Raw genomic sequence first — 3716 nt, forward strand, 5'->3', positions numbered from 1 at the left:
TCAAACGCGCCCCTCACGGCCATCAACACCATGATTTATATCGGAAATATTGAGATCCTGACAGCAAAATCAGCGATTTACTTGGGGAATGTGGGATCAAGACGTTACCAGTGAAATTCGACCAGAAGGAAATCGGCCAAGGGGTGCTCGACTTGGGCATCGAGAAGGATGCCGAGATCAATGGAATCGGAATGGGGGTGTTGTCGGATGGAACACCCTACCTGAACCAGCGCGGGCTTGCCGCGCTTTGCGGCGTTCAGAACGCGCATATCGGCACCATCAGTTCGCAATGGAACGAGGCCGATCCAAAGCCGCGGATTCAGTCGATCAAGGCAATCCTGTCAAAGATTGGCCTCGAATTCCCGGCCGCGCATGTCGAAGTTCCGCACAATGGCGTGGTGCACTATTGCTATCCGGCTGAAGTCTGCCTCGCCATTCTGGAGTACTATGCATTCGACGCCGGGGCGAATTGCCAGCCCGAAGCGCGTGACAATTTCCGGATCCTCGCGGGAACGAAGCTGCGGGAGATGATCTACTCGCAGGTTGGGTATGACCCGACCGGCAGAAACCGTTTCGACAAATGGCACGAGCGTCTTGCACTGAACTATCAGTCGGCCCCTCGGGGCTTCTTCAGCGTCTTCAATGAGGCCGAAACGCTGATTTACGAAATGATCGTGGCAGGAGCGCCCGTCGACGAAAAGAATGTCATCGATATTTCCATTGGCCGCCACTGGTCGAAGTTCTGGGACGAAAACGGTTTCAACGAACGGTTTGGTGACCGCAACAAGTTTCCGCACCGCTATCCGGACAGCCATCCTCAGTCGAAGTCGAACCCGCAGGAAGCCTGGTGCTACCCACTCGATTCTTTGGGTGCGTATCGGGAATGGCTCCAGGACCATTACATCGGCGGCGGAAAGTTTCGTGCGTACATCACCGAGAAGGCGAAGAAGGGCGCAATCACGCCGTCCATCGCTCAACTCACAATCACCGCCATCGAAACCCCTCAGATTTCCGGCTACTGAGCTGCTCGGCTGATCACGAAGTCAATCGACCGCTTCGACGGCACGCGCTTGCCGTTCAGACGCCAGACGATGACTGCGATGCCATACTGCCAGCGCCGGTTGGCGGTGGCGCGGCTGATTCCCAATTCCCAGCAGATCGGCTTCCAAGGCTTGCGGTTCGCCCGGAGCCACACAAGGCGCACGTCGGCCGGGTCCAGCCAGCGCAACCACAGCAGCGCATCGTCGGCTTGGGTGATGTCGCGCGGACCGGGTTTCGGCCGCCGCATCCGGGGTTCCTGACCGACCTGATCCGCGAAGCTGTGGAAATACTCTGGCCAGGCGTTGAAGTAGCCCTGCGGCTTGACCTCGGGCAGCGACCGGAAGACATCGGCTGCGCTCTCAAGGCGCGCTTCGACCATGGCCGGGGTCCAATCACCCATTGGCCACCTCCCTTGGCTCGATACGCGGGCCATAGAGTTTTTCGCCCAGCTGGCGGACCAGTTCCTGCTCCGGCCAGGTGAGACGCGGGTCGTCGATGGAAACGGCCAGCAGCCCATGGTCATGCCAGCCGTCCTGCTTGACGCGATCTGGATCACGCCGGGTGCCACCATAGCCTCGGGGATACCACCTCACGCGACACCCCCGTTCGTTTCGATGGCCCAATGCAGGAGGGCGATGGCATCCGCCTCGTTGTCATCGGCGGGGCTGAATCCACGCGCCCGCGCGGCCGCAATCATCGTCTCCTTGTCGGCGTTGCCCTTCCCGGTGGCATGGCGCTTGATGGTGCCGACCGGAACGCCCTCATAGGGGATGCCGCGGAGTTCGGTCCATGCCGTGAGGGTGGCCATCAGCCCGCCATAGACATGGGCAGCGTCCGTGCCGACATGGCGGCGGACTTCCTCGAACCAGATCGCAGCGATGGGGCCTGAAAGCCGATCGACCTCGGTCAGCCAGTTGGTGAAGCGAAGATACCGCATACCGCCGCCGTCGAACCGCCCGGGGCGAAAGGACGTCGTGCCGGAGGTGATCAGGCCGTAATGGCCGCGCAAGGCCCAGCCTGTCGTTGTCCCGAGATCGAGGGCAAGGATGCAGGACGTGGAAAGGCGCCCCTGTTCGAGGTGCAGATCCGCAGTCTGGATGGTCGGCGTCATGTTGAAGGCTCACCTGAATCGTGGGCCTTCGGCTTTGGTCATGGGCAGAGAATCATGACACGCGCACCCATTCAAGAAAAATGCGCCAGACGATGCTTCTGTCCCACCTGGTCTTGGGGTGTCCCACTTGCCGATCAAAGTGGGACGCCAGATTTTCCTTTCAAAACAAGGCGTGTCCCACCTGTCCCACTTGTCCCACCTCTTTCCCTACGTCGCATGAGGAAGAATGAGGTGGGGGGGACACATGTGCTCCATATGGGAAAGAGAGAAGTTGGCGGTCCAAGTGGGACAGGTGGGACAGGATTGATTTAAAATGGTTTTTTCTGTCCCACCTTGGGCTTGAAGTGGGACACGCCGTGAAGTGGGACAGAGGCAAACGAAAAGGGGCACCCGGATGGATGCCCCTTCGGTGCCTGACACTGCCATCGCGATGTCAGCCGTGCTGCAACCGGCGGTAACGCCATTCGCGGGTCGGGGCCGCGCCGCTGCGGTATCGCTCCCAATCCCGCGATTTCAGCCAGGCCCCCACGCGCATCTGGTCGCCCTTGGTCCATTTCGCGGGCTCGATGCCGAGCGCGCCTTCGAGGATTTCGCCCACCGACACATCGCGGATCGGCTCGGGACGTTCGAACTCTTCGTCCTGCCAATCATCCCAGCCCGCGTGGCCGCGATTGACGCTGCGGGTGTCGTGGGTCAGCCAGCGGTCGATACGGGCGTCCCAGGCATCCGCCTGATAGCGCGCCTCCTGCGCTGCAGTGGCCTCGGCAAGGATCGCCGGATCGTCGATCCACCAGATCGCGCCGTCGCGGAAACGATGGACGGCTTCGGCCCAGATCTGGTCCCGATCGCGAGCCAGCGCTGCGATGTCGATGGTGCCACAGCGCAGCGGCCAGAAGCGGCGGTTGCCGGTTTCGTCGCGCAGATAGGTGTCGGGGTTCACGGTGCCCGCGAAGACGCATTGGCGCGGCACCTCGACGGTGTAGCGGCCATAGGGCGGGCGGAACCTGTCGGTGGTGCGGGTCAGGAACGCCTTGATGCGCGAGACCTCGGCCCGGCCGATGGCGTCGAGTTCGGCAATTTCCACGATCCAGACGCCCTGCATGTGAATGGCCGCGTCCTTGGACCCGAGCTCGGGCAGTTCGTCGGTGAACCAGTCCTCACCCGCCAACACCTTGATGGCTGTCGATTTGCGCGCGCCCTGCGGCCCTTCGAGGATCAGCATGTGATCGACCTTCACCCCGGGCCGGTAGATCCGGGCCACGGCAGAGATCAGCCAGAGCGCGCCGATGGTGTGATGGAAGGCGGTCGGCGCTGCACCGAGGTAGGTGCTGGTCCAGGTCTCGATCCGGGGCGTGCCGTCCCATTTCAGGGTGTCGAGCCAGTCGCGAACCGGATGGATGCGCATGTCGCGGGCCACCGCGCCGACACCACGGCCGACAACCATCGGGGCGACGTTGAGCCCGCGCAATTGCAGCCATTCGGCGGTGCGCACATCGTCGGCATCGTCCCAGGGGCGCGGAAAGCGGATGGCCGGGTCATCCCAAGGCAGCGGCTGGCGCACCAC

Annotated in this window: 5 protein-coding genes; 1 reads left to right on the forward strand and 4 read right to left on the reverse strand. The window is 62.2% G+C overall.

Annotated features, from left to right (window positions below):
- The first annotated feature begins 110 nt into the window (after window positions 1-110).
- The gene (locus tag CRO07_RS17960) at window positions 111-1022 is read left to right on the forward strand and encodes a hypothetical protein (RefSeq protein WP_097031989.1); all 912 of its coding nucleotides are present in this window, start codon (window positions 111-113) and stop codon (window positions 1020-1022) included.
- On the opposite strand, the gene CRO07_RS17965 is transcribed toward CRO07_RS17960, so the two are convergent.
- The 4 genes from CRO07_RS17965 to CRO07_RS17980 form a co-directional block, all read right to left on the reverse strand.
- A complete protein-coding gene (locus CRO07_RS17965) occupies window positions 1016-1441 on the reverse strand; it encodes a DUF6362 family protein (protein WP_097031990.1) in 426 nt (141 codons plus the stop codon). The two genes, CRO07_RS17960 and CRO07_RS17965, sit on opposite strands and share 7 nt — an antisense overlap.
- A complete protein-coding gene (locus CRO07_RS17970; protein WP_097031991.1) occupies window positions 1434-1634 on the reverse strand; it encodes a hypothetical protein in 201 nt (66 codons plus the stop codon). Before CRO07_RS17970 ends, CRO07_RS17965 begins: the two co-directional genes overlap by 8 nt.
- The gene (locus tag CRO07_RS17975; RefSeq protein ID WP_097031992.1) at window positions 1631-2152 is read right to left on the reverse strand and encodes a crossover junction endodeoxyribonuclease RuvC; all 522 of its coding nucleotides are present in this window, start codon (window positions 2150-2152) and stop codon (window positions 1631-1633) included. Before CRO07_RS17975 ends, CRO07_RS17970 begins: the two co-directional genes overlap by 4 nt.
- A 433-nt stretch (window positions 2153-2585) precedes the next feature.
- Window positions 2586-3716, reverse strand: a 1131-nt coding sequence (locus CRO07_RS17980) for a virulence-associated E family protein (RefSeq protein ID WP_235841106.1), incomplete at its 5' end; no start/stop codon positions are given.

The sequence above is a fragment of the Cereibacter ovatus genome (genome assembly GCF_900207575.1).
Classification (GTDB): domain Bacteria; phylum Pseudomonadota; class Alphaproteobacteria; order Rhodobacterales; family Rhodobacteraceae; genus Cereibacter_A; species Cereibacter_A ovatus.